The following is a 25759-nucleotide window of genomic DNA, read 5'->3' as shown; positions in this document are numbered from 1 at the left end:
GCGGATCACGCAGAAGGGCGCAATCCAGTTTGGCCTTGGCGACATCGATACCGAGATAGATCATGCTTGTTTCCAGTGATTGCGTTTGCCAACTTCACCCACTTGCCTTGTGCATGCAGGGTCTGGGCCCTTGGCTACCGTTCAGTGTTCAGGCTGGCGAAGAGGTGGGAGAAGGGCTTGATCTGCGATACAAGGTTTGGACCTTAAGGGAATCCACAAGCTGTCCTTCTCCCGATTGGCGGAAGCTAACCGCCAAGTACTGCGAGATACAAGGGAATCCCCGTGGGACGCCGGCATGACGGGCTGTTGGTGAATGCTTGCCGGGACAGCTTTCTAATCAGTTCGGGTTTTGCTGAAAAGTCTTGCTAATCCGCGCCGGTGTTTACCACACCGGCAGACTGATCAGCCGGCGTGCTGGTCGGCCGCGTCAAGCTTGCGCCCGACGATGACCAGATCGCGGGGGATGCCGTCCAGCACCGCCACCGCAGGCAATCTGCCCCAGTCGGCAAAACCCGCGCGGTAAAAGAGCCGCAGGCTGGGTTCGTTGTGGCCAAAAATGAAGCCCAGCGCGGTATGCAGGCCCAGCGAAGGCGCGACGCGCAGTGCTTCGGCCAGCAGCCAGCGCCCCAGGCCACGGCCGCGCGCGGCTTCGGCAAGGTAGATGCTGATCTCGGCGGTGCCGGCATAGGCCGGACGCCCGTAGAAACTGGAAAACGACAGCCAGGCGCTGATGACGCCCGCGTCCTCCACCACCCATAGCGGCCGCTCAGGGCACTGGTGGGCGGCAAACCAGGCCTCGCGGCTGGCCACCGTGACGGCTTCGGTGTCGGCGGTGACCATGCGGCTGGCGATGGTGCTGTTGTAAATGGCGACAATGGCCGGCAGATCGGCCGGCTGGGCGAGGCGCCAGCGCCAGGGGCTGGTCATGGCGGAACAATCCGGAAATGCGGGGCCCTTATGATCCGGCATCGCAAGTGTGCGGGCAATCGGGGACATCCTGGGGCAGGCGCAGCACGCGCGCGACATTGGCATTGCTCGCGGCGGCGACCTCGGCCAAGGTCATCCCGCGCAATTCGGCCAGCACAGCGGCGATGCGCGGCAGCTCGGCCGGCTCGTTGCGCGCCGGTGGCGGGCCCGCCAGCCAGGCCGGCGCGATGTCGGGCGCATCGGTTTCCAGCACGATGGCCTCCATGGGCAACTCGGCGGCCAGCCGGCGGATGCGCTGTGAGCCGGAATACGTCATCGCGCCGCCAAAGCCCAGCACAAAACCGAGCCGGACAAACTCGTCGGCCTGCTGGCGACTGCCGTTGAAGGCATGCGCGATGCCGCCCTGCACCCGCCATTTGCGCAGGTATTTGAGCACCAGATCCTGGCTACGGCGGATGTGCACGATCACTGGCAGGTCGAAGTCGCGCGCGAGCTTCAGCTGCACTTCAAAAAAATCGATCTGGCGCTGCATGTCCAGCGTCGCGACAAAGCCATCAAGACCGATCTCGCCGACGGCGACCGGGCTTTCATCGCGCAGCCAGCGCGCAAGTTCGTCAAGGTGCTCGGCGCGGTGTTCGGCCTCGTAGAGCGGATGCAGGCCGTAGGCTGGCCAGGCGCCAAAGCGCCGGGCCATGTCGCGCGTGCCGGCAAAGGTGGCGGCGCTGACGGCCGGCACCACCCAGCGCCCGACACCGACGGCGCGCGAACGCGCCACGAGCTGCTCCAGATCGCCGGCGAGCTCCGGCGCATCCAGATGGCAATGGCTGTCGATCAGCGCGGCAGTCATTATTGCGGCTTGACCGTGAAGGGCTGGGCAGCGGCGCCGGTAAATACCACCACCAGCTTCACCGGCTCCTTGCCCTCGTTCTTGCCGTTGTGCAGGGTGTCGATCACCTCGGCAAAGCCTTGCCCGGCGCGGAACACGTTGCTGCCGCCATCCTTGAGCTGCACGGTCAGCTGGCCGGCGAGGATGTAGGCATAACCGGGCACCGGATGCTTGTGCCAGCCGGTTTCCTTGCCCGGCGGAATTTCCACATGCAGCATCGTCGCCTCGGGCTGTTCGACGCTCGGATACAGCAGCGGTGCGCCGCTGGCCGTGGTGCCGGTCTTGAAGACCACGGTGGCGGTCACTTCCTTCTTGTACACCTCCTTGCCGTCCTCGGCGTGCGCGTTCAGCAGCAGCCCCATGCCGGCCAGCGCCAGCAACATTGTTTTACGCATTTCCATCTCCCGGTGATTTTCTCTGTGATTTTTCTGTCGGTGGTTTGCGCCGGCGCCGGACACGCAGGCCGGCGGCGCAGCGTGCAGTATATCCACCGGCGCGGCGCCGGCGGCTACGCTTCGTTACATCAGCAGCGGAACCTTTGCCATTCTGCTTTATCATTCGCTGCTGCCGCATGCACGCACGCGGGCGGCGCCAAACACAATTATTAGGAAATGAGCCAATGGATTTTGCCCTGTATCTGCCATGGATCGTGTTCGCGGTCGTGGTCGTCACGCTGCTGGTCTTCGACCTCGGCGTCCTGCACAAGGACAGCCATGAAATCGGCGTGGCGGAAAGCCTGAAACTGTCCGCCTTCTATATTGCCGCCGGCCTCGCCTTTGGCGGCTACGTCTGGTACACCAAGGGCGCCGGCGCCGGGATGGATTACTACACCGGTTTTCTGGTCGAAAAATCGTTGTCGATGGACAACGTCTTCGTAATCTCGCTGATCTTCACCGCGCTGGCGATTCCGCGCCAGTACCAGCACCGCGTGCTGTTCTGGGGCATTCTTGGCGCCATCGTGATGCGCGCCGTGATGATCGGCCTGGGTGCGAAGCTGGTGCATGAATTCAGCTGGATCCTGCTGGTATTCGGCGCCTTCCTGATCATCACCGGCATCAAGATGCTGTTCGCGCACGACGAAGACCCGAATGTCGAAAACATGCGCCTGTACCGCTACCTGAAAAGCCACCTGCGCATGACGCCGCAACTGCAGGGCAACCGCTTCTTTGTCGAAGGCAGCAGCATCGGTGAAAAGGCCGGCCGCGTCGCCACGCCGCTGTTTCTGGCGCTGCTGATGGTCGAAGGCGCGGATCTGGTGTTCGCCGTCGATTCGATCCCGGCGATCTTCGCGATCACCCAGGACCCGTTCATCGTCTACACGTCGAACATCTTCGCCATTCTCGGCCTGCGCGCGCTGTATTTCGCGCTCGCCGCCATGGTGCACCGCTTCCACTACCTCAAGTACGCGCTGGCCATCGTGCTGGTGTTCATCGGCGCCAAGATCGGTCTGGTGTACATGGACCACAAGATCCCGTCGCTGGTATCGCTGTCGGTGACCTTCGGCCTCCTGCTGGCCGGCGTGCTGTACTCGCTGTACAAGACGCGCGGCGAACCGATTCCGGAGAAGGGTGACGCGTGAGGTGTGAGGTGTGAGGTGTGAGGTGTGAGGTGAACATACTCACACCTCTATCCTCGCCAAGCCCTTTCCTGCAATAGGCTTCATGGTAATACCCTGCAAGGGCCGGAGATTTATCCGGCCCTTTGCATTTGTCGGCGTGATTTCTGGCAGACTGGCCGCCAATGCCAAACCGGAGCCCCAGCCATGTCGCGCGCGCTGGAACTGAAAATCATGCCCATGCCGCTGGCCGTGCTGGTCGCGGCGGCGATGTGGGCGCTGGCCAGTGCGTTTCCGGGGCTGACCATCGCGCTGCCGCTGCACGGCAGCATCGCCCTCCTCCTCTTGCTGTCGGGGCTGGTTTGCGTGTTCGGCAGCGCGCTGGTTTTCCGCCGCAAACGAACCACACTCGATCCGCGTCAGCCAGAGCAGGCCGCAACGCTGCTCACCGGCGGCCTCTTTCGCATCAGCCGCAATCCGATCTACCTGGGCTTTCTGCTGCTCTTGCTGGCGTGGTTCGAATACCTCGCCAACCTGGCCGCGCTGCCGCTACTGCCAGCCTTCGTGCTCTACCTGAACCGCTTCCAGATCATTCCGGAAGAACGCGCGCTGGCCGAGCGCTTCGGCGACGCCTACCTGGACTACTGCAAGCGGGTGCGGCGCTGGCTTTGACCGAGTTCAGGCGACAGCAGGCTTAGCGATCCTCGTGCTCGCGGTCGAGCTTGCCGCGCGGGCGCGCCAGCCAGGAATGGATGGCAGCCAGCATGATCAGCAAGGCAGCGACGCCGCCGGTGATGGCCTCGGGGATGTGCATGCGCGCGGAGAGCAGCATCACCAGCGCCAGCGCGCCAATCGCCCAGAAGGCGCCGTGCTCCAGATAGCGCAGGGCATTGAGCGTGCCCTTGTAGACCAGCAGCAGCGTGAACGAACGCACGAACATCGCGCCGATGCCAAGGCCGATCGCGATCAGGAAGATGCTCTTGGTCAGCGCAAAGGCGCCCAGCACGCCGTCAAACGAAAACGAGGCGTCGAGCAGCTCCAGATAGATGAAGCCGCTCCAGCCGGTTTTCACCGCCGCGCTGCCGTCGCCCATCAGCGAGCCCAGGCCATCAACCACGGTGTACACGATCACGCCCCACAATCCGGCCACCAGATAGCGATGGCCATCGGACGCCGGCATGGCCCCGGCCAGCAGCAAGAGCGTGAGCAGTGTCAGCAAGAGCGCGGCCATGTCCATGCGCCCGAGTCTGGCCAGCACGCGCTCGACCGGGACAAACCAGTGCTCGTCCTTGTTGGCGTCGATGAAGAAATTCCAGAACACCAGCAGCAGAAAGGCGCCGCCAAAGGCCGTGACTTCAATGTGCGCGCTTTGCAGCACGCTGGCGTAACGGTCGGGCTGCAGGATGGCCAGCGACAGCACATCGCTGCCCGGCCACTGCCCGCTCTCCAGCCATCCCCACAGCGAGAACGGCCCCGGCATCGGCGCCATGCCCGCGAGCACGGCGACGATCACCAGCGGAAACACCATGCGCATGCCAAAGACAGCCACCAGCATGCCCCAGACCAGGAAGCGCCTGCGCCATTTCTCGTCCCAGTGCTTGAGCACCGACGCGTTCACCACCGCATTGTCGAACGACAGGCTGGTCTCCAGCAGCGCAAGGTTGAAGGCGATCCAGACGCCGGCCCAGCCCCCCACCCAGGCGGCCAGCACAAGGCCCAGGGCGGTGACGATGAAGGAGGAGCGGAAATAATGCATGGCGCGGGAACCCGTTGATGATCGATGGCAAAACAAGCCGCGATTATGCGCGCGAGCGCCCAGTCGCAAAAGCTGATCCAGCTTAAGACCCATTGTTGGAAGGGCTGCGAAGATGCGCCTATACTCCCCGATGTTTGATCCACCCCCGACCGAATTCATGGAGAAGCCGATGGCTAACCCCTATCTCGCCCTTGTTGAAGCCCACGCCACCCTGCTGCAAAAAACCGATGCGCCGCTGTTTGCCAATCTCGACGGCCTGACGCCGGCCACGGATACCGCCGCCGCCGATGCGCCGGTCGTGGCCATTTTTGCGCCGCACCCGGATGACGAATGCATCATCGGCGCGTTGCCGCTGCGCCTGCAGCGCGAAGCCGGCCACCGCGTGGTCAATGTGGCGGTCACACAAGGCTCCAACGTACCGCGCAAGGCCGAGCGCTGGGCCGAGCTGAAAAATGCCTGCGACTACCTGGCCTGGGGCTTGCGCGAAACCATTCCGGGCGGCCTGGAAGCCGTTACCTGCAAAACCCGCGACGGCGATGCCGCCGCCTGGGCAGCCAAGGTTGATGTGATTGTCGGCATTCTCGAAGAGCTCAAGCCTGCAGTGGTGGTCTGTCCGAATGACAACGACGGCCATGCCGCACACATCGGCACGCACTTCCTGGTGATGGATGCGCTGAAAAAGGCCAAGCATGCCTGCCTCGTCGTGCAGAGCGAATTCTGGCGCGCCATGGCCACGCCGAACGCGCTGATCGGCAGCAACAGCACCGACACGGCCGACCTGATCGCGGCACTGGCCTGCCATGTGGGCGAAGTGCAGCGCAACCCCTACCACCTGCGCCTGACCTCGTGGATGGCCGACAATGTGCGCCGTGGCGCCGAAGTCGTTGGCGGCGCCGGCGTGGCCGCCCCGACCTTCTCCTTTGGCACCATCTACCGCATTGACCGCTTCGACGGCCTGCAGCTCGTCGCCAGCGAGAAAAAGTACGTCCTCGCCGAGAGCGACGACATCCGCGCCGTCTTTGCCTGATCTGGCGCAATACCGGGTGCGGGCCGCTGGCGTCTAATCAAGCCAGCAGCCCGCACCCCAACAGGCCAGACCTGAAAGCGGGCAAAAAAAATCCGCCTCGCGAAGAGGCGGATGAGAAAAGCGTGTTGAACACGCCAGCAGGTTACACTGTGAGCCCCACCGCTGGGGCAACTGCAAGCAATGTATGCCCCGGCCTGAACGGCGTCAAATGGCCGTCGCAGGAGTGCAACATAAACGCATATCCCCCGGATAAAGCGTCTCTTTTCATCAGGGTTTCACCTTAGTTACAGCACTGCTGCGCAAGCAGAAGTGCCAAAACAGGAATTGACTGGCGCAGCGACTCAGCCCCGAATCACCGCCAGAAACGCGTCGCCGTACTTGTCGAGCTTGCGGTCGCCCACCCCGGTGAGGCGGCCGAACTCGTAGTGATCGGCCGGGCGGGCGCGCACCATTTCCTTGAGCGTGGCATCGCTGAAAATCACATAGGCCGGCACGTCCTGTTCGTCGGCCAACTGCTTGCGCAACTTGCGCAGCGCCTGCCACAACTCGCGATCGGCCGCCGTGTCGAATTCGGCATCCCTGTCCTTGTAGCTGAATTTCTGCGTGCGCTCGCGCAGGTACAGGGGCTGCTCGCCGCGCAGGATTGCGCGCGACGCATCGGTCAGCTCCAGCCCCCCCATGCCGCCAGGCTTGAGCTGCAGCGCGCCACAGGCGAGCAGCTGACGATAGACGGCGCGCCAGTCGGCCTCGTGCACCTTGGCGCCGATCCCGAAGGTCGAGACGCGGTCATGGAACAGCTCGGTGACCTTGTCGGTTTTCTTGCCGCGCAGTACGTCGACCAGATGGCCGACACCGAAACGGTTGCCGGTACGGAACACGCAGGACAGCGCCATTTTCGCCGCCTCGCTCATGTCGATCAGCCGGGGCGGGTTCAGGCAGTTGTCGCAGTTGCCGCAGGGCTGGGCGGCCTCGCCAAAGTAGGCAAGCAGCGTCTGGCGCCGGCAGGCGGTCGCCTCGCACAGGCCCAGCATCGCGTCGAGCTTGCGCTTCTCGACGATTTTCTGCTCTTCGCTGGAACCGCCCTGCGCGATCATGTCGGAGAGCAGAATCACGTCGTTCAGGCCATAGGCCAGCCAGGCATTGGCCGGCAGGCCATCGCGGCCGGCGCGGCCGATTTCCTGGTAATAGCCCTCGATGGATTTGGGCAGATCCAGGTGCGCGACGAAACGCACGTCCGGTTTGTCGATGCCCATGCCAAAGGCAATCGTCGCCACCATCACCACGCCTTCTTCGCGCAGGAAAATCTGCTGGTGCTTGGCGCGTGTGCTGGCATCGAGACCGGCATGGTAGGGAAAGGCGCGGATTTCCTGCGTCCTCAACCACGCGGCCGTATCCTCGACGCGCTTTCGCGACAGGCAGTACACAATCCCCGATTCACCCTCGTGCTCGCGCCGCAGAAAGCTCAGCAGCTGTTCTTTCGATTTCTGCTTTTCGACGATGGTATAGCGCAGGTTCGGCCGGTCGAAGCTGGTAACGAACTGCCGTGCGCCCTGCAGGCGCAGCTTGTCGACCATTTCCTCGCGCGTGGCGTGATCGGCCGTGGCGGTCAGTGCGATGCGCGGGATGTGCGGAAACTCGTCGGCCAGTACCGACAGCCCCATGTATTCCGGACGGAAATCATGCCCCCATTGCGATACGCAATGCGCCTCGTCGATGGCAAACAGGTTCACCGGGGCATCGCGCAGGATGTCGAGAAAGCGCGGAGTGACGAGGCGCTCCGGCGCGACATACAGCAGCTTCAGATTGCCGGAAACGAAATCGCGGATCACCTGGCGCGCGGCCTCGGCATCCAGCGTCGAATTGAGAAAGGCGGCTTCCACGCCCAGCTCGCGCAGCGTTTCCACCTGGTCCTGCATCAGCGCAATCAGCGGCGACACCACCACGCCGCAGCCGGGCCGCAGCAGCGCCGGCACCTGGAAGCACAGCGACTTGCCGCCGCCGGTGGGCATCAGCACCAGCGCGTCGCCGCCCTCCGCCACATGACGGACGATGGCTTCCTGCTCGCCACGGAAGGCGTGGTAGCCGAATACGTGCTGGAGGATGGAATGCGGGGTGTCGTTCACGCGCGGGCCAAAGTGACAAAGCGCCATTGTAGCGCAAGGCCATTCCCCTGCCGCGCCCCAATCACCCGAAGACAGACGACACCAAGGGTATATCGCCACAAGCCAATCAGCAGAGAGGCTACACGCCAATACCCAAGCAAACAAGACCAGCAAGGAATCTGCCTGGCCGGCGTTGCCGCCAGCAGGAAAACCGCAAACAGCCAACGCAAGACACAGGGTAAAAATCAGGCAGGAGAAACTAAGATCAGCCAGAGCTGCCGGCCGGACTGGTTTTCTCTGTGCCTCTGCGCCTCTGTGCTTGGTTTGGGTTTCCTGATTAGGTAGCTACCTCAGCAAAGTACAGTTCGTCATTCCCGCGAAAGCGGGAATCCAGCTGCAATGCCTGTTCAAGCGGCGCTCTAGATACCGGCTTTCGCCGGTATGACGAGTTGCTGAGCTGGCTACCTAATCAGGTTGGGTTTCGCTGAGCAATCTTGCTGATCAGGTGCGCGGTGTCTGCTCTGCCCTGCCGCGCCGAATTCCGACCCCGCCCGGCTTTGGCCGAACGGCGGGGCTGGCCGGTATTTACAGAGCAGTCACCAGTTCCTTGAAGGTGTGGTCTGCCTGGCCGAAGTCGTAGAGCGCGCCCTTCTGGATGTCGAAGTACCAGCCGATCAGGCTGAGCTGGCCTGCTTCGACGCGCTCGGCGATAAAGGGAAAGGTCATCAGATTGTCGAGCGAGACGATGATGGACGCCATTTCGCAGGCGCGCAGCTGCTGTTCGGGCGTTTTGTGCGCCAGCTCGGCGACGACCTGGTCGCGCGCGGACTGGGCGATCTGCACCCAGCGACCGACGAAGTTCGCCTCGGTCTTGGGCTGGTAGCCCTTGAGCAGCGCGGAAATGCCGCCGCAGCCGGAGTGGCCGAGAATGACGATCTGGCGAACCTGCAGCTCGCACACCGCGTATTCGATCGCCGAGGACACGCCGTGAAAGGCGCCGTCGACTTCGTAGGGCGGGACGAGGTTGGCGATATTGCGCACGACGAACAGGTCGCCCGGGTCGGAATCGGTCAGCAAGGCCGGGTCGACACGCGAGTCGGAACAGCCGATCACCAGCGTTTTCGGATGCTGGCCGCGTTTGAGTTCGTCAAATAGGTTGGGCGAATGCTCGCCGAAGTATTTGTGTTGGAAGCGGCGAAAACCGCCGATGAATTTCTCGATATCCTGCACGTCTGCCTCCCTGCCTGACACTGTTTTGCCCCCGTGTTGCCGCGTCCGCCGCTCGCGGGGCCGCCTGTACGCGAAGCGGTGATTCTAACCGTTTTTTCCCCGGCCATCGCCTGCGGTGGCGCAAGATTCTGGCCCAGGTGGCCACCGGGGCTTTACCGGCGCGGCCGGCTTGACTACACCGATAGGGCGACGCAAGCCGTCGCCGCCGCAAGAACATTCAATTTTCCAGAATGATTCAAGCAACTTTTTCCGCTTTCTTGTCAGCAAGCCGCTCAATAGAATTCAACCCACATTCAATTTATTTGGATAAAGGACTAATCCCGATGACTCGCAGCAAACCCGATCACTACGATGGCCTGCAAATCCTGCTGCACTGGGGCGTGGCGCTGCTGATCGCCGGCGTTTTCACCGTCGCGCTGGTGTTTGACGACATGCCGCTCTCGCCGGCCAAATTCGCGCTGATCAGCTGGCACAAATGGCTGGGGATGGTCGTGCTGATGCTGGTGGTGGCACGGCTCGTCTGGCGCCTCGTGCGTGGCGCGCCCGAACCCGACGCCAGCCTGCCGGCCTGGCAGCGCAAGCTGGCCGCCGGCGTGCACCACCTGCTCTATCTATTGATGTTCGCGCTGCCCATGGCCGGCTGGCTGATGAGCTCGGCCAAGGGCTACTCGGTCGTGCTGTTCGGCAAGCTGCCGCTGCCCGATCTGGTCGGCAAGAACGAGGAACTGGGCCATCTGCTGAAAGACGCGCACGAACTGATGGCGTGGACGCTGCTGGTGCTGGTGGTGCTGCACGCCGCCGCCGCGATCAAGCACCACGTGATCGACCGTGATACCACGCTCTCGCGCATGCTGCCCTTCCTGCGCCGCAAGTAGGCACAGCCGCAACGCACCACCTGATTGGAAACCCTTCTCGGCAAACCCCAAAAAACCGATTGAACCACAGAGGCACAGAGGACACAGAGGAAGTAAAACCCAGAGAAATGCCTAGCCGTGCACCCGCCTAGCCGTGCTCCCGCTTTTCTCTGTGCTCTCTGTGTCTCTGTGGTGAATTTGGGTTTTGCTGAGCAGCCTTGCCACTCAGTCGCAAACAAACACTGGAATAACCCGGAACCCCTGGCGCGCCTGCCTGTCCATGACTCGCCGCCAGAATGAGATTGAACACCATTACACCGACTTGGAGCTTCACGATGATCCGTTCCCTTCTGCTCACCGCCGGCCTGACGCTGGCCTCCGCCCCGCTGCTGGCCGCGCAGACCATCGATACCGGCAAAAGCCGCATCGAATTCACCTTCAAGCAAATGGGCGGCTCGGTCGACGGCTACTTCAAGTCCTTCGGCGGCAGCGTGAACTTCGACCCGGCCAAGCCGGAAAAAGCCCGCGCCGAGCTCACGATCGACCCGAACACCATCGACGTCGGCGGCCCGGACGGCAATGCCGAAGCCAAGAAAAAGCCCTGGTTCAACGTCGCCGCCTTCCCCAAGGCCACCTTCAGCGCCACCGGCGTCAAGGCGCTCGGCGGCGGCAAGTTCGAAGTGAAAGGCAAGCTGACCATCAAGGGCGTCAGCCGCGACGTGACCGGCCAGCTCACCGCCACGCAACTGGGCGACACGCTGGAGCTCAAGGGCACGGTCCCGGTCAAGCGTCTGGCCTTCCAGCTTGGCGACGGCGTGTGGGCCGATACCGAAACCGTCGCCGACGAGGTGCTGGTGAAGTACAAGCTGCTCGTCAAGGGCAAGGCCGACTGAACGCGGCGACTTTCCAGGCGGGCGGCTTCCTGCGCGGCAGCCCGTCAGTTCTTTGCGCAGACCTGATCCGAATCCACGACCTGAACATCCATCCGGAGAACACACCATGAAACACCTGCTGATCGCCACCCTGCTCGCCGCCGCCGGTTCTGCCGTCGCCGCACCGGTCAACTACACCATCGACCAGTCGCACACCTACCCGCAATTCACCGTCGACCACCTGGGCTTCTCGACCCAGCATGGCCGCTTCAACAAGACCAGCGGCGCCATCGTGCTCGACCAGGCCGCCAAGACCGGTTCGGTGGACATCAGCATCGACACCGCCAGCATCGACACCGGCTGGGCCAAGCGTGACGAACACCTGAAGAGTGAAGACTTCTTCAACGTCGCCAAATTTCCGGCCATGACCTTCAAGAGCAAGAACCTGAAGTTTGCAGGCGACAAGCTGGTGTCGGTCTCGGGCGACTTCACCCTGCTGGGCGTGACCAAGCCGCTGACGCTGAACGTGAGCACCTTCAAGTGCGTCGATTCGCATCCGATGGCCAAAAAGCCGTGGTGCGGTGCGGATGCCACCGCGACCATCAAGCGCAGCGAGTTCGGCATGAACACCTATGTGCCGGCCGTGGGCGACGAAGTGAAGCTGACCATCCAAATCGAAGCAATGGCCGCCAAGTAAGCAGCGCCCCTTGCGAAAAAGCCGGCATTCGCCGGCTTTTTTCATGGGTATTGGCCTGCAGCCCTTTACCATAAAGGGCTACATGGCAATACCCAAGCATCAACCCTGCATCCAGCAGGCATATTGCCGGTCGGCTTCCAGCCGCCGAATCCACCACTGCAGGGCCTGGCCCTGGGCATCGTTGCGCCAGGCAAAGCAGCAGGCTGCCGGCGCCAGCGGCGCTTCCAGCTGCTTCACCACCAGCTGGCCGGCGGCAATCGCCGCCCGCGCCAGCGGCAGCGGCAGGTGGCCGCAACCTAGGCCGGCGAGCTGCGCGGCAAGCTTGGCCTGCATGTCCGGCACGTTCAGCTTTTCCTGCCCTTCCAGCAGGCCGACGGTGCGCGGCAGGAGGCTGCGCGAGCTGTCGCTGACCACCACCACGCGGTGACGCTGCAGCGCCGCGGCGGCGATCGGTTCGCTGGCCTGCGCCAGCGGGTGCGACGGCGCAACGGCAAACACCATCGGCACCTCGCCCAGCGGCCGGCTGACAAAGCCGCTGCCCGGCGCGCCGCTGGCGCCCACCAGCAGATCGGCGCGGCGCTCGTGCAGCGCATCCCAGCTGCCGCCCAGCGATTCGCGGCTGATGCGCAGCCGCGTGCCGCTGCCCAATGCGTCAAATTCAGCGATCAGCGTGAACAGCGGCTCCAGCGGCAAAATCACGTCGACGGCGATCAGCAGCTCGGTTTCCCAGCCGGTCGCCACGCGCTTGACCCGGCACTCCAGCTCGCCGGCGGCGCGCAGCAGGTGGCGGCCGTCCTCCAGCAGCGCGGCGCCGGCCGGCGTAAGCCTGGCGCGGTGACCGCTGCGGTCGAACAGCTGCACACCCAGGTCGTCCTCAAGCTTGCGCACCAGATAGGTGACGGCCGAGGGCACACGATGCACCTCGTCGGCGGCAGCGGCAAAGCTGCCGCGCCGCGCGATGGCGTCGATCACCTCCAGCGATTCCAGATTCAGCCTCAGCATGGCGATTCAGCCTCAGAAAAATTGAACATGCCGATCAATATATTCCGATCATCCGAACAGATACAACGCATACCATTACCTCACTGATTCAAAATCACTGAAGGAGAACACCATGCTGACCCTGCGCCCCGCCCACGAACGCGGCCACGCCAACCACGGCTGGCTCGACAGCCGCTTCAGCTTTTCCTTTGCCGAATACTACGATCCGGCGCACATGCACTTCGGCGCGCTGCGCGTGATCAACGACGACCGCATCGCCGGCGGCGGCGGCTTTCCGATGCACCCGCACCGCGACATGGAAATCATCACCTATGTGCTCGAAGGCGCGATCGCGCACGAGGACAGCATGGGCAACGGCTCGACCATCCGCCCGGGCAATGTGCAAAGAATGAGCGCCGGCACCGGCGTGCTGCACAGTGAATTCAATCCGCAGCCCGACGCCGAGACGCGCCTGCTGCAGATCTGGATCATGCCCAATGCGCGCGCCGTGCGCCCCGGCTACGAGGAGGCCGAATTCAGCGAAGCCGAGAAGCGCGGCCGGCTGCGGCTCGCCGCCAGCCCGGATGGCGAGATCGGCAGCGTCACCATCCACCAGGATGCGCGGCTCTACCTGGGCCTTTTCGACGGCGACGAGCACGCCGAACACGCGCTTGCCGCCGGCCGCAAGGCTTACGTGCATGTGGCGCGCGGCGAGCTGACCGTCAATGGCCAGCGCCTGTCCGACGGCGACGCGCTGATGCTGGTTGACGAGGCGGCGGTCAACTTGAGCGAAGGGCAGAATGCCGAGGTGCTGGTATTCGACTTGGCGTGAGACGCACACACAATACGCCACACCCCATACCTCCACAACCAAGCACTAAAAATGGATACAGCCTGATACCTGGCAAATAGGTCAGACCTAGTAGCTTTGTCAGGCGTCGGGCTGCCGACAGAACATCAAGGCGAGGTGCTTTCGCACTCATGAGGCCGGTGCAACGAAGAGGCGATAACCGGACTGCGGCACGCGAATCAAGGCTAAAGCAGCTACAGCATGCGACCGGCTTCGAATTCTTCCAGATTAAGTTGTTTATTGACCTTGAGCGTTAGCTTGCCGCGCCCGCATTTATGAAGCTCGACCCCCATGTCCTGATCATCCAGTCGCTTGCGTAGCAGAATCAGGCGTGCCTCTAGGTTGGCAACGATATCGGGCAAATTTATACGGGGATCCATGCGCAGCTCTCTGTTGCTGAACGTGGTTCGCTGCAGCCTGCAGTAGTCAAGCAGCATGCTCCATAAAATAGCTCCTGCGACGCCTTTGATGATGTAGGCGTCTTCAAAGAAGATGCTATGGGTTTCGCGAAAATAGCGCACTCGCATTGGGGTCTGCGCCACTTCCTGCTGCGTAAAGAAGCGGGGTATATCTTCCGATTCATGCTCGGGATCATTCCCATCCCGCAGGTTGGCCAAACAGGCGGCAACCTGCCCGGCCAATGAAAACAGGGCATCTTCATCATCGTAGGTGAAACAAAGATCGTCGTTGCTTTCGGCAAGTAGCACCCCCAGTATCTGCCCTCCGCAAATCAATGGCACAGCCAGCTGGCTATGGGGGGCATTCAATCCAGGGTAGGGTATTTCGGTTGACAGTTTCTCACCGCTGCCACTGAGCAGTACATAATCGCGAATACATTTACTGTAACGGTAGGCTTGTGTCATCCAGCTGATACGAATCGGAGTACCTGCCTGGGCGCAAACCCCGATCAAACCATCACCCATGTGGATTTCGGAGCCTATCCCGGAGTGACTGTAGCCACGTGAACCCAGCGTATACAGTCTATGTCTCCCTTCGTCGACCACCAGGAACATGGCATGCGGAACGCCGAACTCCCGTTGCATGGCATCAAGCGCTTCATCCACCAATGACCCCATATCGGAGCAATAACTGATGCTTTCTGATGCACGACGCAGGGCATTGAGGCGGTTTCTGTCTTTGGGTGTGGAGGGTAGCGTATTGCCAGGCAGCGCCTCGAGTTGTGTAACCTCGTAGATATCGGATCCAAGAAGACGGAACACCCCCGACATACCGGTATGTGACGCTATACCCTCCAGATGAGCTTTCATGCGCTCATAAAGCGCGCCGTTGCTCTGGGTCTGCACATAGCGCAGGGTCAGGCGGTAGATCCGGGCGCTGAATGGGCAAGCGATGGTGAGCTGACCGTGCGGATTGGCAAGGATATTCCGCCTTGTCTTGTTGAAGAACTGATACGACAAGGCAATGTGGTTTTCATCAACGTAATGGACCTGTGACAGGAAGGCCACGTTGGGCTCGCCTTCAGGCGAGCATGTGGCCAGCACCCCGGGAATCGCCCCCTCCATCGCACTGCGTATCTGATCGAGCCGTACTTCCATCATTGGTGCTGCCCCAAGGGCTGACCGGCTCGCGGTCCGGGGGTCTGCTCAAACATGGCGCTGATCGTGAAGTCTACCGCCATCAGGTCCTGCAATGGATACTCAAACACGGTTCTGGCGAACAGCTCTCCGAATTGCACGAGTTCCAGTTCTCGCACCATATTGCCGCAATGACGTTGCAGGATAAGCGCATCATCAGTCCTAGCCAGACGAACAGTGGCATTCTCCCCCTTGAGTTGAAAGCTGACATTGGTAAATGGCACGCTGAACACTGCGGATATCCTACTGGTATCACGAATGTCGGCAATCAGCTGCCCTGAGTGGTCGCGATGCAACCAGACCGATACGGTTTTACGGTCGTCATGCACCAGCCCACCCATACCCCAACACACACTGGGTAGATTATTGAGGCTGCGAGATGCTACGACCACGTCGCAACGGGTATTTAACAATTCAAATTGCTGGATGCTGATAATCATGAAGGGCTCCGGCTCGTAATGTTACGTTGCCTGGTTACCGTGGGGCAGCCTATGACCTGCCACTGGTTATGCTTTTAGTATTTTTTTAGTGTTTTCCTAGGAAATTCTTAGCAACACATGTTTACCTGCAGCGCCAGAATTTCCCCAGAAGCAATCCCGCTTCGGACGTCTTCTGGAGATTTCCATGCACTTCGACAAAACAGAACTTGCTCAGATCAGCCTGACCGGGCTGGCACGCCATGACATCTATCGAAAGATTCATAAAGCCTTGCGGATGGCCATGGCCGATATCATGGTTCGGGTAGGGCATCTAGACCCCCAAGATACCGAAGCCGTAGAAGCCACCTGTTTGCGAATGCTGGAGTTCGTAAACCTGTGTGAACACCATCTAGAGAAGGAAAATGCATTTATCCATCCTGTACTCGAGTCCAAGGCTGCGGGTGCAAGCGCACGCATTGCAAACGAGCATCATCAGCACATGAGCGACTTTGCACGCTTGCGTGAGCTGACGCGCGAGCTTTCCGATGCCCCCGCTCTGGCGCGTACCCATGTGGCACACGAGCTGTACCATGAGCTCGCTCTGTTTGTGGCGCACAATCTGGTGCATATGTACATAGAAGAGACGGCCAACAATGGCGTGCTCTGGAAGTACTGCACAGATGGAGAAATTTTGGCACTGGAACAAGAGCTTGTTGCGTCGATCTCCCCGGATGCCATGCAAGGCGTGTTGCGCTGGATGCTTCCTGCCATCAGTCATGATGAACGTTGTGCAATATTCGCCGGAATGAAACAAAGCGCCCCCAAGCCTGTGCTTGATGCCAACCTCCGCCTCGCATTCGAGGCGCTTCCCCTCTCTGAATGGAACAAGCTCACGCAGGCACTGGACGATCCCTCTGGCGCTTGGCTTTCGATGGCCTGATGAGGAGAAGATTTATATGAACAAGAACGTTCTCGCCGTGCGCTGGGTTCGCGCAGCAGTATTGTATCTGCTTGCAGGCGTGGTGCTGGGTAATGTCATGGGGGCCACCCACACCTTCACTTTTCGTTCACTACACGCACATATCAACTTGCTTGGGTGGGCGAGCATGCTTGGAGTTGGGCTACTGATAAAGGCCTTCGGAGACTCTCTCAACTTGCGCTTGGCCAACATCCAGTTCTGGTTATATCAGGCCGGGGTCGCTGCCATGCTCCTCTCACTTTTTGCGGTACAAATGGGCATTGGCGCTTTGGAGCCACTGCTTGGCTTGTCATCAATGCTGGTGGCAGTTGCGGTTGCCTTGCTGGCGTTCACCCTCTTTACCAGTCGCCTCGATTGACGAGCACTTCCAGCAAGCTGCAGCCAACCAGTCTCTACGTGCGCAGGCTCGGCGGCATGAAACGGGCGCAGAAAATCGCTCACTACACAGCAGGAAGGAGGCAGCTGCCCATCAGGTCAGCTGCTTCACCACCCACTTCAGCCCGTCGTCCTCCGGATGCGGCTGGATGCTGAAGCCCAGGTGTTTCATGAAGGCCAGCATGGTCTTGTTGCTGGAGAGCACTTCGCCCTCGATGACGGTGAGGCGCATGTCGCGTGCAGCGGCGAACAGCGCCTCCATCAGGCGGCTGCCCAGGCCCTTGCCCTGCCACTGGTCGCTGGTAACGACGGCGAACTCGCAACTGGCCTTGTCCGGGTTGGCGGTAAAGCGCGCGACGCCGATGATTTCCTCACCCTTCGCCCCCTCGACGGTGGCGACCAGCGCCATTTCGCGGGCGTAGTCGATCTGCGTGAAGCGCGCGAGCATGGCCTGCGGCAGCGTTTTCAGCGTGTTCATGTAGCGGTTGTAGCGCGATTCCTCCGAGAGGCTCGCCACGAAGGCGGCCAGCATTTCGGCGTCTTCGGGGCGGATCGGGCGCAGCGCCAGCGGCAGGCCGTTTTTCAGCGCGGTGACCTGCATCAGCTGCGCCGGATAGGGGTGGATGGCCATATGCCCGTAACGGCGCGCGCCTTCGGGCACCTTGCCGATGATGATGCGCGCATCGACCGCGATCACGCCGTTCTCGTCGGCCACCAGCGGGTTGATGTCGAGCTGCTCGATCTGCGGCAGCTCGCACACCAGCTCAGAGACGCGCAGCAGCACATCCTTCACGGCATCGAGGTCCACCGGCATCTGGTTGCGGAAGGCGCCCAGCATGTTTTTCACGCGCGTGCGGCGAATCAGTGCGTCGGCCAGATAGTCATTGAGCGGCGGCAGCGCGACCTTGACGTCGTTGAAGACCTCGACGGCGATGCCGCCCGCGCCAAAGGTGATCACCGGGCCAAAGGCGCGGTCGGTGGTGACACCCACCATCAGTTCGCGGCCGGATTTCTTGCCGTGCATGGGCTGCACGGTCAGGCCGCGCACCATGCCCTCGCCCAGCAGGTTGCGCGCGCGCGTAAGCATGCGATTGGCTTCGGTGGCCACTGCCACCAGGCTGCTGAGCCCCAGCGACACGCCGTCGATGTCGGTCTTGTGCGTAATGCCGATGGCGTCGATTTTCAGCGCCACCGGCAGCCCCATGCCCATGGCGGCGTTTACCGCATCGTCGGCGGTCGCCGCGCGCATGGTCAGCGTCACCGGAATATGGAAAGCGCGCAGCACGGCCTTGGATTCCAGCTCGTCGAGCACCGAGCGCCCGCCGGCCATGGCGCCGTCGATGATCATGCGTGCGGTTTCCAGATCCGGCGCTTCCCACTCGCCCAGAGGACTGGCGGTCTGCAGCAGCAGCTGCTGGCTGTACTGCCAGCTGGCCAGTGAATAAAACACCTCCACCGCGTGTTCCGGCGTATGGAAATAGGCAGCGTGGCTGGCCGCCAGCAGCCTGCGGCTGTCCTCGACCTTCTTGCCGCCGATCCAGGCCAGCAGGAGCGGTTTTTCGGTGGTCTTGCGCAGGTCGATCATGGTCTGCGCGGTGGCCAGATCGTCGGTGCCGGTCTGTGGGGTAAACACCACCAGCACGCCATCGACATTCGGGTCGGCGAGCACCTGTTCGGTGACGGCGCGAAAACGCTCGCTGCCGGCGTCGCCCAGCACGTCGACCGGATTGCCCACCTCGGATTGTGGCGGCAGCAGCGCGTGCAACGCGGCTTGCGTGGTTTCCGCCAGGCGCGGCAGCTCGATGTGCAGATCGCGCGCGCGATCCACCGCCATCATGCCCGCGCCAATGCCGTTGGTAATGATGGCCAGCCGGCGTCCTTTGGTCTTGTAGCTGCCGTTGAGCACCTGCGCGGCGATGAAGAGCTGGTTGATCGACCTGAGCCGCAGCACGCCGGCACGTCGCAGCGCGACATCGAAGACATCATCGCGGCCGATCAGCCGCTCGGAATGCGTGCGGCCCAGCCGTGCGCCCTCGTCATAGCGCCCCACTTTCAGCGCCATGACCGGCTTGGAGCGCGCGGCGGCGCGTACCGCCGACATGAAGATGCGCGCGTCCTTCAGGTCTTCGATATAGAGCAGGATGGATTTGGTTTTCGGGTCGGCGACCAGGTAGTCGAGCACTTCGCCCACGTCGACATCGGCCGCCGAGCCCAGCGACACCACCGAGGAAAAGCCGATGTCGTGCGACTCGGCCCAGTCCATGATGGCCGAGGTCACCGACGATGATTGCGACACCAGCGCCAGACTGCCCGCCTGGATCTTGCCCTGGAAATTGGCGGCGGCCAGCCGGCTGACCGGACGCGCCATGCCGAACACGCTGGGGCCCAGGAGGCGCATGCCGAACTGGCGCGCCAGCGCCACCAGGCGGTCGAGCAGAATGCGCGAGGCCGCGTCGGTGCCGACAAAATCCTGCGACATGATGCACACGGCCTTCACGCCAGCGCGCCCGCAGGCCTCGACTTCCTGCGCCAGCGAATCGGTCGGCGTGGTAATGATGGCCAGATCGAGCGGGCCCGGCGCGTCGGCGATGGTCTGGCAGGAGGGCACGCCCTGCACGGTTTCGTGAAAACAGTTGACCGGATACAGCCGCCCCACAAAACCCGCCTCGCGCAGGTTGGCAAACACCACGGTACCAACGGCGCCTGCGGTGTCGCTGGCGCCGATCACGGCAATCGAGCGCGGGTCGAGCAAGGGGGAAAGATAGTGGGGCTTCATGGTGCACCGCGGCAAAAAAGGGGCTTGCCTGCATTGTATATCGCCGGCATGACGCGCCGTGTGAGGGCATGTGTCAATTGACATGGCGCAAGCCGACGGCTGGCTACCGCCGACCGGCGGCGGCCGTTATAATCGCCCGGTTTTCCAACCCACATCAGGAAAGAAGGTCATGGACGTAAGCAAGATTCCCGCCGGCAAGGACCTGCCGAACGATTTCAATGTCATCATCGAAATTCCGGCCAATGCCGCGCCGATCAAGTACGAGTTCGACAAGGAAGCCGGCGCGATCGTCGTCGACCGTTTCGTTGGCACCTCGATGTCCTACCCGATGAACTACGGCTTCGTGCCGCACACCCTGTCGCTCGATGGCGATCCGGTCGATGTGCTGGTGCACACCCCCTACCCGCTCGCCCCGGGCATGGTCATCAAGTGCCGCGCCATCGGCGTGCTGGGCATGGAAGACGAATCCGGCCAGGATGCCAAGGTGATTGCCGTACCGGTGGAAAAGATCTGCCCGATGTACAAGCACATCCAGAAGCTGGAAGACCTGCCGGAGCTGCTGCTCGCGCAAGTGAAGCACTACTTCGAGCACTACAAGGATCTGGAAGCCGGCAAGTGGGTGAAGGTGACCGGCTGGGGCGACAAGGCTGCCGCCCATGCCGAAATCGTTGCCAGCTACGAGCGCGCCCAGCATTAATGCGCTCAGCAGCAAAACATCGCCATAATTGACGCATTACTGTCAATTGGTACAAAAAGCCGGCATTTTGCCGGCTTTTTGTTTGCCATCCGTTTAGCGGAACGGTATTTTCTTTGAAATGTCCGTGACATGCTTTCGTCAACTCCCGCGGATACTGGATGCCATGAAAACCATCAAAGCAAAAATCCGGCTGGTGCTGATCCTGCTGACCACGCTGGCCGTCGTCACCTTCTCCATCTTCAGCTATGTGCAAACCCGCAACAGCGCACTGGCCGCCATCGACGGCAAGCTGCTCGCCGCCGCGAACGGCTACCGTTTCATCGTGCCGCTGCAGCTGCACGAAGCCATGACGCCGCGCGACGCGGCCGATCTGGGCCAGATGCGCTACCTCAGCGAGCGCCTGACCCGTTTCGCCGAATCCATCGGCCTGCCCTACGTTTACAGCTTCACGCTCAAGGATGACAAGGCGCATTACGTCCTGTCCTCGCTGTCGCCCGACGAGGAAAAAGACCCCAAACTCGAGCAATACCTGAAACCCTATGACAGCCCGAACGAGGCGCTGCTGACCGCACTGCGCGAAGGCCGCCGCACCTGGGCCGAGTACAGCAGCAGCTACGGCAGCTTCCGCTCGATCTACCAGCCCTTCCGTACCGCCAACGGCCACACCATCGTCGCCGTCGCCGACGCCGATCTGGCCGAAGTCCACGCCACCTTGCGCCTGGTGCTGCTGGAATCCGCCGGCGTGGGCGCGCTGCTGATCCTGCTTTCCGTGCTTGCCTCCTTCTGGCTCAGCAATCTGGTGGCCCGTCCGCTGGAAAAACTGCTCGCTGCCGTGCAAAGGCTCAACAGCGGCGAGGCTGACCTCACCGTGCGCCTGGATGACCAGAGCCAGGACGAAACCGGCGCGATCGCCCGCGCCTTCAACCAGTTCACCGCCGAACTGCACCGGCTGATGTCCTCGGTGGACAGCGAAGCCCAGCGCCTGACCCGCGGCGTGCACGATCTGGAAAGCGTGGCCGAGCAGCTGGCCGGCGAGGCGCGCAACCAGGCCGACCTGGTCGCCGCCACCGCCGCCACCATCGAGGAAGTCACCGTCAGCATCTCGCACATCGCGCAAAGCGCCGAACAGGTCGAGGGCGCCATCCACCGCGCCGACGACAGCGCCCGCCACAGCGCCAGCGCCGCCGGGCAGATGCAGCAGCAAACCGGCGTCGTGCGCCGCGATCTGGGCTCGCTGTCCGAGCTGATGAACCGGCTGGACCAGCAATCGCAGCAGATCAACAGCATCACCAATGTCATCAAGGACATCGCCAACCAGACCAATCTGCTGGCGCTCAATGCCGCCATCGAAGCGGCGCGCGCCGGTGAGCAGGGTCGCGGCTTTGCCGTGGTGGCCGACGAGGTGCGCAGCCTTGCCGAGCGCACCGCGCGTGCCACGGTGGAAATCGAAAGCCTGCTGGGCAATATCTGCGGTGAAACCGCCAAGGCCGTCGAACAGATGCAGGGCACGGCCGGCTCGGCCGAAGCCAGCGGCCAGCTGATCGGCGGGCTCAACGAGGCCATCGCCGGCATGCAGGGCCAGATGCAGGGCGTGCTCACGCAGATGCGTGAAATCAGCAACGCCACGCGCGAGCAGTCGCTGGCCACCGAGCAGATCGCGCAAGTGGCGGAACGCATCAACCAGCAGGCCAGCAGCACCGACCAGGCACTGCAGCAAACCCGCCAGACGCTGGGCCAGCTCAATCAGCTGGCCGGCACGCTGTACGGCATCGTCAAGCGTTTCCGCCTCTGAGAACCCGATATACCCACAACCCCATAGCCATGCAGCCAATTACCATAAAGGGCCGCATGGCAATACCCATATCCTCGCCTCCTGATTGGATAGCCAGCTCAGCAACTCGTCAGGCCGGCGCCCCACAGGGATTCTGCGGTCAAGGCCGGCATCCAGCGCGATGCTCGAACAGGCGTTGCAGCTGGATTCCGGCTTTCGCCAGAATGACGAACTGGACTGTGCCGAGCTAGCTACCTAATCAGACCCCGCCTTGCAAATCCCGCCCTCGCACATCGCACGCACCAGCGAGGTGCGCAAACGCCGCCTCACGCACCACAATCGCCCAGTCAAGCGCACCAAAACAGCCGGCAAACCCGCAAAAAGACTGAAGCGTGCTCCAGAACAAGGCATGGCACGCCGTTTGCTATAACGCCGCCCACTACAAGAATTTCGACTGGAGATGTCGTGGACGCGTTTCAAACCAGCAGCGACGTGCTGTTCATTCTGCTCGGGGCCATCATGATCCTGGCCATGCATGCCGGCTTTGCCTTTCTGGAAGTCGGCACCGTGCGCCGCAAGAACCAGGTCAATGCCCTGGTCAAGATCCTCACCGACTTTGCCGTATCGGCCATCGCCTACTTCTTCATCGGCTATGGCATCGCCTACGGCGTGCACTTTTTCGGCCCGGTGAGCGAGCTCTCGCAAGCCAGCGGCTATGGCCTGGTGAAGTTCTTCTTCCTGCTGACCTTCGCCGCGGCGATTCCGGCCATCGTCTCGGGCGGCATTGCCGAGCGTGCGAAATTCCACCCGCAGTCGGCGGCGACCTTCCTGCTGGTCGGCCTCGTCTACCCCTTCTTCGAGGGCATGATCTGGAACAACAACTACGGCGTGCAGGACTGGTTCAAGGCGGTGCTTGGCGCACCGTTCCACGACTTCGCCGGCTCGGTCGTCGTGCACGCAGTCGGCGGCTGGATCGGCCTGGCCGCCGTGCTCCATCTTGGTGCGCGTCGTGGCCGCTACCGCAAGGATGGCGCCGTCTCCGCCCACCCGCCGTCGTCCATCCCCTTTCTGGCACTCGGCGCGTGGATCCTGATCGTCGGCTGGTTTGGCTTCAATGTGATGAGCGCGCAAAAGGTCGCCGGCATTTCCGGACTGGTGGCGATGAATTCGCTGATGGCCATGGCCGGCGGCACGCTGGTGGCGATGGTGCTGGGCAGGAACGACCCCGGCTTCATCCATAACGGCCCGCTGGCCGGCCTGGTGGCGATCTGCGCGGGATCGGACATCGTGCACCCGCTGGGCGCGCTCGCCATCGGCGCGGTCGCCGGCGCGCTGTTCGTGTGGCTGTTCACCGTCACGCAGAACAAGTGGAAGATCGACGACGTGCTCGGCGTGTGGCCGCTGCACGGCCTGTGCGGCGCCTGGGGCGGCATTGCCGCCGGCATCTTCGGCCTGCAGGCGCTGGGCGGCGCCGGCGGCGTCACCTTTGCCGCGCAGCTGGTGGGCACGCTGTTTGGCGTCGGCTTTGCCTTTGCCGGCGGCTGGCTGGTGTATGGCCTGCTGAACAAGACCATGGGCCTGCGCCTGTCGGAAGAAGAAGAATTCAACGGCGCCGACCTGGCCATCCACAAGATCAGCGCCAGCCCCGAGCGCGAAACCAACTGGTAAGCGCTGACCGGCCGTAATCACTCCCGTCGGGCAGGAGCAAATCTGTTGGGTTTCGCTTGATTGGCTTCCTCGGCGTAGCTGGCCGCTCTTCCGGGCCGGCGATCTTTTGCGTACGCTGATCACTCAATCTGCGAGCACGTCCCAGTCATGAGCAACCGCATTCACAGCAATGCCAGAACCACCCCGCTAACCCGCGAGGAAATCCGCAATTCCAGCCTGTCGCAGCGCGAACTGATGCTGCGCTACAGTGTGGGCAAGGACACAGTCCGCAAATGGCAGAATCGGGACGAGTTTACCGACCGTTCCCACCGGCCGCATACCATGCATACCACCCTGTCGACGGCACAGGAAACGCTGGTGTTGATGCTGCGCACCACCTTGCTGCTGCCGCTGGATGACCTGGTGGCTGTGACGCAGCGCTTTATCAACCCGGACGCAACCCGTTCCGGCATCAACCGGCTGCTGGTTCGCGAAGGTGTTGGCAATCTCAAGGTCTTGCAAGCCAGCCTGAATCCCGAGGAGCCAGTGGGCCCCTCCAAGGGCTTCAAGGACTACGCGCCGGGTTATTTCCACATGGACATCAAGTACTTGCCGCAGATGCCCGATGAAACCTCGCGTAGCTACCTGTTCGTCGCGATCGACCGGGCAAGCCGCTGGGTATTTCTGCACGTCTACCCGGATCAGTCCGAAGCCAGCAGTGTCGATTTCCTGCAGCGGCTAGCCAAAGCCTCGCCCATCAAGATCGAAAAACTACTGACCGACAACGGCAGCCAGTTTACGGATCGCTTCACCAGCAAGGCTAAAACACCGAGTGGCCAGCATGGCTTTGACCGCCGCTGCGCGGCGCTGGGGATCGAGCATCGCTTGATTCCGCCGCGTACGCCGCAAATGAACGGGATGGTCGAGCGCTTCAACGGACGGATCAGCGAACTGGTGAAGCAAACCCGTTTTGCCAGTGCCGCAGAACTGGCCCAGGTATTGCAGGATTACCAGCTGGCCTACAATCACCACATCCCGCAAAAAGCCCTGGGCTTCCGGTCACCGGTCGAGTCACTGAAAATGTGGCAGAAAGAGCAACCGGAATTGTTCAGGAAGAAAGTCTACAAACAGGCGGAACCCGACACAAATCGGCCGACTTTCCAGCCGGGTTTGCCCGCCCTGAAACCAGAAAGCCCGCAGCGAATGCTGCGGGCTTTCTGGTTTGCACAGTCCGAAAAACGGAGCGGACGCACGCGGCGCCTGCTCATCGGCCAAAGCCGGCCTTCATGTTCGAGGCATCCATGCCTGATTATGTCTCACCTTCAGAAACCCTTTTCTCGTCATGCCCGCGAAGGCGGGCATCCAAAGCAACGCTTGATTTCACACCCTCATCTGGATTCCCGCGTACGCGGGAATGACGATTACGAAGCAGAGACATAATCAGGTGTCTGTTTGCAGTTGCATTGCAGACGCCATTGAGGTTGACCGCGAATTTCGGATACCAAGCGTAGCCAGATAAACTGGCATACGGAGGTATCGATGTACAAAATCCCGAAGCAGAGCTACACCACCGAGTTCAAGCAAGAGGCGGTCCGTCTGGTCGAGGCCGAAGGCAAATCCCCCGCTCAGGTCGCCCGCGAGCTGGGCATTTCCGAGCAGACACTCAGCAACTGGCGCAAAGCCAGCAAGGCGGGAAAACTGGCCGCCGGCACCGGCAAGGCGATCACGCCCGAGCAGATGGAGTTATCCCGGCTGCGTGCGGA

General features: G+C 62.1%; 23 protein-coding genes and 1 pseudogene. 14 read left to right on the top strand and 10 right to left on the bottom strand.

The window, feature by feature from the left end:
• Positions 1–402 precede the first annotated feature (402 nt).
• Genes C515_RS0114780 through C515_RS0114770 form a run of 3 tightly spaced genes read right to left on the bottom strand, consistent with a single transcriptional unit; the run spans position 403 to position 2208 of the window.
• Positions 403–927 carry a GNAT family N-acetyltransferase gene (locus tag C515_RS0114780; RefSeq protein ID WP_028456158.1) on the bottom strand — a complete coding sequence of 175 codons (525 nt, stop codon included), beginning with the start codon at positions 925–927 and terminating at the stop codon, positions 403–405.
• Between the two features lie 28 nt (positions 928–955).
• Entirely contained in the window at positions 956–1774 is an 819-nt protein-coding gene (locus C515_RS21325; RefSeq protein ID WP_051304990.1) for a TatD family hydrolase, read from the bottom strand.
• Positions 1774–2208: a cupin domain-containing protein gene (locus C515_RS0114770; RefSeq protein WP_028456157.1), complete on the bottom strand. Its 435-nt coding sequence runs from the start codon at positions 2206–2208 to the stop codon at positions 1774–1776. The genes C515_RS21325 and C515_RS0114770 overlap by 1 nt, the downstream gene beginning before the upstream one ends.
• 224 nt (positions 2209–2432) lie before the next feature.
• Between C515_RS0114770 and C515_RS0114765 the strand changes: the two genes are divergently transcribed.
• Both C515_RS0114765 and C515_RS0114760 read left to right on the top strand, forming a co-directional pair.
• A complete protein-coding gene (locus C515_RS0114765; RefSeq protein WP_028456156.1) occupies positions 2433–3392 on the top strand; it encodes a TerC family protein in 960 nt (319 codons plus the stop codon).
• 183 nt (positions 3393–3575) lie between these two features.
• The gene (locus C515_RS0114760; RefSeq protein WP_043649801.1) at positions 3576–4040 is read left to right on the top strand and encodes a methyltransferase family protein; all 465 of its coding nucleotides are present in this window, start codon (positions 3576–3578) and stop codon (positions 4038–4040) included.
• A 22-nt stretch (positions 4041–4062) separates the two neighbouring features.
• On the opposite strand, the gene C515_RS21320 is transcribed toward C515_RS0114760, so the two are convergent.
• Positions 4063–5124: a DUF475 domain-containing protein gene (locus tag C515_RS21320; protein ID WP_043649798.1), complete on the bottom strand. Its 1062-nt coding sequence runs from the start codon at positions 5122–5124 to the stop codon at positions 4063–4065.
• Positions 5125–5293: 169 nt separating this feature from the next.
• On the opposite strand from C515_RS21320, the gene C515_RS21315 reads away from it, so the two are divergent.
• A complete protein-coding gene (locus C515_RS21315; RefSeq protein ID WP_081686984.1) occupies positions 5294–6151 on the top strand; it encodes a PIG-L deacetylase family protein in 858 nt (285 codons plus the stop codon).
• A 341-nt stretch (positions 6152–6492) separates the two neighbouring features.
• Here the strand turns inward: C515_RS21315 and recQ are convergent, their stop codons facing one another.
• Together recQ and C515_RS0114740 are read right to left on the bottom strand one after the other, a co-directional pair.
• Positions 6493–8274, bottom strand: coding sequence for a DNA helicase RecQ (gene recQ, locus C515_RS0114745; protein WP_028456154.1), 1782 nt, complete (start codon positions 8272–8274; stop codon positions 6493–6495).
• Positions 8275–8838: 564 nt separating this feature from the next.
• Positions 8839–9483, bottom strand: coding sequence for a carbonic anhydrase (locus C515_RS0114740; protein WP_028456153.1), 645 nt, complete (start codon positions 9481–9483; stop codon positions 8839–8841).
• Positions 9484–9806: 323 nt separating this feature from the next.
• On the opposite strand from C515_RS0114740, the gene C515_RS0114735 reads away from it, so the two are divergent.
• From C515_RS0114735 to C515_RS0114725, 3 genes are all read left to right on the top strand, one after another.
• Positions 9807–10358 carry a cytochrome b gene (locus C515_RS0114735; protein ID WP_028456152.1) on the top strand — a complete coding sequence of 184 codons (552 nt, stop codon included), beginning with the start codon at positions 9807–9809 and terminating at the stop codon, positions 10356–10358.
• A gap of 314 nt (positions 10359–10672) precedes the next feature.
• On the top strand, positions 10673–11230 hold the full coding sequence (locus tag C515_RS0114730; RefSeq protein ID WP_028456151.1) for a YceI family protein: 558 nt from the start codon (positions 10673–10675) through the stop codon (positions 11228–11230).
• 106 nt (positions 11231–11336) lie between these two features.
• On the top strand, positions 11337–11906 hold the full coding sequence (locus tag C515_RS0114725) for a YceI family protein (protein ID WP_028456150.1): 570 nt from the start codon (positions 11337–11339) through the stop codon (positions 11904–11906).
• A 99-nt stretch (positions 11907–12005) separates the two neighbouring features.
• Here the strand turns inward: C515_RS0114725 and C515_RS0114720 are convergent, their stop codons facing one another.
• Positions 12006–12908 carry a LysR family transcriptional regulator gene (locus C515_RS0114720; RefSeq protein WP_043649795.1) on the bottom strand — a complete coding sequence of 301 codons (903 nt, stop codon included), beginning with the start codon at positions 12906–12908 and terminating at the stop codon, positions 12006–12008.
• 112 nt (positions 12909–13020) lie between these two features.
• Here C515_RS0114720 and C515_RS0114715 point away from each other — a divergent pair, with 112 nt between their 5' ends.
• Positions 13021–13719, top strand: a complete 699-nt coding sequence (locus tag C515_RS0114715) for a pirin family protein (protein WP_028456148.1) — start codon at positions 13021–13023, stop codon at positions 13717–13719.
• Between the two features lie 212 nt (positions 13720–13931).
• Here C515_RS0114715 and C515_RS0114710 read toward each other — a convergent pair whose 3' ends face one another.
• Positions 13932–15296, bottom strand: a complete 1365-nt coding sequence (locus tag C515_RS0114710) for a GAF domain-containing protein (protein ID WP_211234068.1) — start codon at positions 15294–15296, stop codon at positions 13932–13934.
• On the bottom strand, positions 15293–15772 hold the full coding sequence (locus tag C515_RS21310; protein ID WP_051304986.1) for a hypothetical protein: 480 nt from the start codon (positions 15770–15772) through the stop codon (positions 15293–15295). Before C515_RS21310 ends, C515_RS0114710 begins: the two co-directional genes overlap by 4 nt.
• A gap of 184 nt (positions 15773–15956) precedes the next feature.
• Between C515_RS21310 and C515_RS0114700 the strand changes: the two genes are divergently transcribed.
• On the top strand, positions 15957–16691 hold the full coding sequence (locus C515_RS0114700; RefSeq protein WP_028456146.1) for a hemerythrin domain-containing protein: 735 nt from the start codon (positions 15957–15959) through the stop codon (positions 16689–16691).
• A 16-nt stretch (positions 16692–16707) separates the two neighbouring features.
• Positions 16708–17088, top strand: coding sequence for a hypothetical protein (locus C515_RS21305; protein ID WP_051304985.1), 381 nt, complete (start codon positions 16708–16710; stop codon positions 17086–17088).
• A 111-nt stretch (positions 17089–17199) separates the two neighbouring features.
• On the opposite strand, the gene C515_RS0114690 is transcribed toward C515_RS21305, so the two are convergent.
• Positions 17200–19881 carry a bifunctional acetate--CoA ligase family protein/GNAT family N-acetyltransferase gene (locus C515_RS0114690; RefSeq protein ID WP_028456145.1) on the bottom strand — a complete coding sequence of 894 codons (2682 nt, stop codon included), beginning with the start codon at positions 19879–19881 and terminating at the stop codon, positions 17200–17202.
• 169 nt (positions 19882–20050) lie between these two features.
• Between C515_RS0114690 and ppa the strand changes: the two genes are divergently transcribed.
• The 5 genes and pseudogenes from ppa to C515_RS0114665 all read left to right on the top strand — a co-directional run.
• Complete coding sequence (gene ppa, locus C515_RS0114685; protein ID WP_028456144.1) at positions 20051–20578, top strand: inorganic diphosphatase; 528 nt, start codon at positions 20051–20053, stop codon at positions 20576–20578.
• A gap of 163 nt (positions 20579–20741) precedes the next feature.
• Positions 20742–22370 (top strand): methyl-accepting chemotaxis protein, encoded by a 1629-nt coding sequence (locus C515_RS21300; RefSeq protein WP_051304984.1) that lies wholly within the window; start codon positions 20742–20744, stop codon positions 22368–22370.
• A 444-nt stretch (positions 22371–22814) separates the two neighbouring features.
• Positions 22815–24017 (top strand): ammonium transporter, encoded by a 1203-nt coding sequence (locus C515_RS0114675; RefSeq protein ID WP_028456143.1) that lies wholly within the window; start codon positions 22815–22817, stop codon positions 24015–24017.
• 147 nt (positions 24018–24164) lie between these two features.
• A pseudogene (locus C515_RS21295) lies at positions 24165–25139 on the top strand (IS481 family transposase); the annotation flags it as partial.
• Positions 25140–25535: 396 nt separating this feature from the next.
• Positions 25536–25759, top strand: a 224-nt coding sequence (locus C515_RS0114665) for a transposase (RefSeq protein WP_028456142.1), incomplete at its 3' end; no start/stop codon positions are given.

The organism is Chitinilyticum litopenaei DSM 21440, assembly GCF_000428145.1.
In the GTDB taxonomy this organism is placed as follows: Bacteria; Pseudomonadota; Gammaproteobacteria; order Burkholderiales; family Chitinibacteraceae; genus Chitinilyticum; species Chitinilyticum litopenaei.
Note: the sequence above shows the minus strand (reverse complement) of the source record. Positions and strands in the feature narration are given on the sequence as shown.

What these genes read in the sequence shown, in the direction of transcription:
- C515_RS0114780 (WP_028456158.1), bottom strand. Translation starts at nt 927, where the DNA reads ATGACCAGCCCCTGGCGCTGGCGCCTCGCCCAGCCGGCCGATCTGCCG.
- C515_RS21325 (WP_051304990.1), bottom strand. Translation starts at nt 1,774, where the DNA reads ATGACTGCCGCGCTGATCGACAGCCATTGCCATCTGGATGCGCCGGAG.
- C515_RS0114770 (WP_028456157.1), bottom strand. Translation starts at nt 2,208, where the DNA reads ATGCGTAAAACAATGTTGCTGGCGCTGGCCGGCATGGGGCTGCTGCTG.
- C515_RS0114765 (WP_028456156.1), top strand. Translation starts at nt 2,433, where the DNA reads ATGGATTTTGCCCTGTATCTGCCATGGATCGTGTTCGCGGTCGTGGTC.
- C515_RS0114760 (WP_043649801.1), top strand. Translation starts at nt 3,576, where the DNA reads ATGTCGCGCGCGCTGGAACTGAAAATCATGCCCATGCCGCTGGCCGTG.
- C515_RS21320 (WP_043649798.1), bottom strand. Translation starts at nt 5,124, where the DNA reads ATGCATTATTTCCGCTCCTCCTTCATCGTCACCGCCCTGGGCCTTGTG.
- C515_RS21315 (WP_081686984.1), top strand. Translation starts at nt 5,294, where the DNA reads ATGGCTAACCCCTATCTCGCCCTTGTTGAAGCCCACGCCACCCTGCTG.
- C515_RS0114735 (WP_028456152.1), top strand. Translation starts at nt 9,807, where the DNA reads ATGACTCGCAGCAAACCCGATCACTACGATGGCCTGCAAATCCTGCTG.
- C515_RS0114730 (WP_028456151.1), top strand. Translation starts at nt 10,673, where the DNA reads ATGATCCGTTCCCTTCTGCTCACCGCCGGCCTGACGCTGGCCTCCGCC.
- C515_RS0114725 (WP_028456150.1), top strand. Translation starts at nt 11,337, where the DNA reads ATGAAACACCTGCTGATCGCCACCCTGCTCGCCGCCGCCGGTTCTGCC.
- C515_RS0114720 (WP_043649795.1), bottom strand. Translation starts at nt 12,908, where the DNA reads ATGCTGAGGCTGAATCTGGAATCGCTGGAGGTGATCGACGCCATCGCG.
- C515_RS0114715 (WP_028456148.1), top strand. Translation starts at nt 13,021, where the DNA reads ATGCTGACCCTGCGCCCCGCCCACGAACGCGGCCACGCCAACCACGGC.
- C515_RS0114710 (WP_211234068.1), bottom strand. Translation starts at nt 15,296, where the DNA reads ATGATGGAAGTACGGCTCGATCAGATACGCAGTGCGATGGAGGGGGCG.
- C515_RS21310 (WP_051304986.1), bottom strand. Translation starts at nt 15,772, where the DNA reads ATGATTATCAGCATCCAGCAATTTGAATTGTTAAATACCCGTTGCGAC.
- C515_RS0114700 (WP_028456146.1), top strand. Translation starts at nt 15,957, where the DNA reads ATGCACTTCGACAAAACAGAACTTGCTCAGATCAGCCTGACCGGGCTG.
- C515_RS21305 (WP_051304985.1), top strand. Translation starts at nt 16,708, where the DNA reads ATGAACAAGAACGTTCTCGCCGTGCGCTGGGTTCGCGCAGCAGTATTG.
- C515_RS0114690 (WP_028456145.1), bottom strand. Translation starts at nt 19,881, where the DNA reads ATGAAGCCCCACTATCTTTCCCCCTTGCTCGACCCGCGCTCGATTGCC.
- ppa (WP_028456144.1), top strand. Translation starts at nt 20,051, where the DNA reads ATGGACGTAAGCAAGATTCCCGCCGGCAAGGACCTGCCGAACGATTTC.
- C515_RS21300 (WP_051304984.1), top strand. Translation starts at nt 20,742, where the DNA reads ATGAAAACCATCAAAGCAAAAATCCGGCTGGTGCTGATCCTGCTGACC.